The following is a 2,223-nucleotide window of genomic DNA, read 5'->3' as shown; positions in this document are numbered from 1 at the left end:
ACGCCGTTCTTCCGGTTCCGCCCCAAGTGGGTGGCCGAGACCGCCGCGGAACTCGAATCGGACATGGGTTTGCCCGAGGGCACTCTGCAGTCCACCGTTGAGGTGTACAACCGCCACGCCGAACGGGGCGAGGATCCGGTCTTCGGCAAGAAATCCGAATGGGTCAAGGCGATCGGCTCCCCGATTGCCGCCCTTGACCTTCGGGGCTTCACGGCAGGCTTCACCCTCGGCGGCCTGCGAACGTCGATTCAGTCGGAGGTGCTGCACGTTTCGGGCGAACCGATCCCCGGATTGTTTGCTGCGGGCCGTTGCACTGCCGGAGTCTGTGCCGGCGGATACGCGTCGGGAACGTCGCTCGGTGACGGCAGTTTTTACGGTCGGCGCGCCGGGATCAGCGCAGCCAAGGGTTAGCGGGCGTACTCTCACCGACCGCGTCCCCGTCAACGAACCGAAAACGGACCTAAGGAACCTCGCGCCACATGATGCGCAGCGGAGCATTCGCCCTCGCCTCTGGACTGACAGTGAAACCACTCGACCGGCCCTCGACCGCGGTAGCGGCACCCGAAGATGGTCGAACCGGTATGCCGGCACCTCCAGTTCACGCAGAATGGAAGTCGGCGTACATATACGGACGAACCCCGGGAGCGGTGCAATGATCCGACGACGGCTCGGCCAAACATTGATGGTGATCACGCTCGCCTCTGCGGTCGTCTCGACCGCGCCCGCCCAGGCGCAGGTGCCGTCGCCGGTCACGGCGCCGGGCACAGTGACCGCGACAGATCCCCTGCCACGAACCTTCTGGATCCCCGGCGCCGTCAACGGATCAGGGCTCACCTATTGGTCCACGGGACCGCTGAACCGGCCCGCGTTGAGTACGGGCGCGCTCTTCCTCCCCGCCGGTGATCCACCCGAAGGCGGCTGGCCGGTGATCTCGTGGGCCCACGGCACCGTAGGTATTGCCGACAAGTGCGCTCCCACGGTGACCGGGACCGTCGGCAGTCCATACCTCACGAACTGGCTCTCGCAGGGCTACGCGATCGTCGCGACTGACTACGTGGGGCTCGGCACGCCGGGAATCCACCCGTACCTGGACGGACCGTCGGAGGCGCACAGCGTCATCGACATGGTGCGTGCTGCGCGCGCGGTCGAACCGTCGCTCTCACCGCGGTGGGTGGCACTCGGACAGTCTCAGGGAGGGCAGTCCGCGATGGTCACGGCAGCGATCGCGACACGATACGCACCCGAACTGGACTACCGGGGCGCGGTCGCGACCGGGGCGCCGTCGAATCTGGAGGACCTTGCACCACTCGTGGGGCCGGACTTTCCCCGATTGCCACTGACGGGCAGCACCGTATTCGTGTCATACATCCTGGCCGGACTCCGGGCGGCGCGACCCGATCTCGACATCGATCGTTACCTGACACCGCGCGGCACCGATGCCCTGGCCCGAGCCGAAACCGACTGCTACCAGGAAATGGCATCGGACTTCGGCGACGTCACGATCGGCGATCTGGTGAACCGACCGCTCGACGATCCCGCGGTGCTGGCCGCTGCTCGCGGCATGCTCGAGATCCCGACGACCGGGTACGACCGGCCCGTCTTCCTCGGACAGGGCCTGACGGACGAGATGGTGCCGGCGCCGCTGGCGTTGAAACTCGCCGCCGAACTCTCCGCCAACCGCCAGCCAGTCACATTCCGCACGTATCCGACGGGGCATATCGAGACGATGCGGGCTGCACTCCCCGAGAGCCTCTCCTTCGTCCGGAACCTGTTCGAGCCGTAGATAAGTCGATGCTCAGCGCGGGCCAGGTTCTTCAGCGCCAGAGCAAGAATGCGCTGCATGTCTTCGAACCGATAACTCGTCTCGGGCTGGCAGACTCGGACAACGACCAGGTAATTCGACATGGCCAGTCCGTGCAGCAGACGCCAGAGCATTGGACCGATGTCCCGAGCCTCGCCGGCGATCAGGGTGCCGCTCTGCTGCGCCTCGACGACACTACGCTCGACGAGTCCTTGCGGCGTGCGGTAATACGTCCGCGAGATCTGCACTATTACGGGGATGCCGAGGCAATCGTGTCTCGGTACGAGGCCCGTTTTCATCCGGACCAAAAGATCCATTTGCGTGATGACCGACCACAACTGACAAGCCACGTGATCGTGCAAAGTCATTGAAGTACGGATGTGAAAAGGAAGATTAGGGCCGAGTGCGTCTCGGCGGTGCCG

General features: G+C 65.0%; 3 protein-coding genes. All 3 read left to right on the top strand.

Translation table 11 applies throughout. The features are described from left to right. On the top strand, positions 1-411 hold a 411-nt coding region (locus VIQ49_RS03925), incomplete at its 5' end, for an FAD-binding protein (protein ID WP_331881005.1). 241 nt (positions 412-652) lie between these two features. Next, a complete protein-coding gene (locus VIQ49_RS03920; RefSeq protein WP_331881002.1) occupies positions 653-1,783 on the top strand; it encodes a lipase family protein in 1,131 nt (376 codons plus the stop codon). Positions 1,784-1,791: 8 nt separating this feature from the next. Further along, positions 1,792-2,172 carry a hypothetical protein gene (locus VIQ49_RS03915; protein WP_331881000.1) on the top strand — a complete coding sequence of 127 codons (381 nt, stop codon included), beginning with the start codon at positions 1,792-1,794 and terminating at the stop codon, positions 2,170-2,172. Positions 2,173-2,223: the final 51 nt, after the last annotated feature.

Origin of the sequence: Williamsia sp., from assembly GCF_036566845.1 — a bacterium.
Lineage (GTDB): Bacteria > Actinomycetota > Actinomycetes > Mycobacteriales > Mycobacteriaceae > Williamsia.
This window is presented reverse-complemented; position numbering and strand designations above follow the sequence as displayed.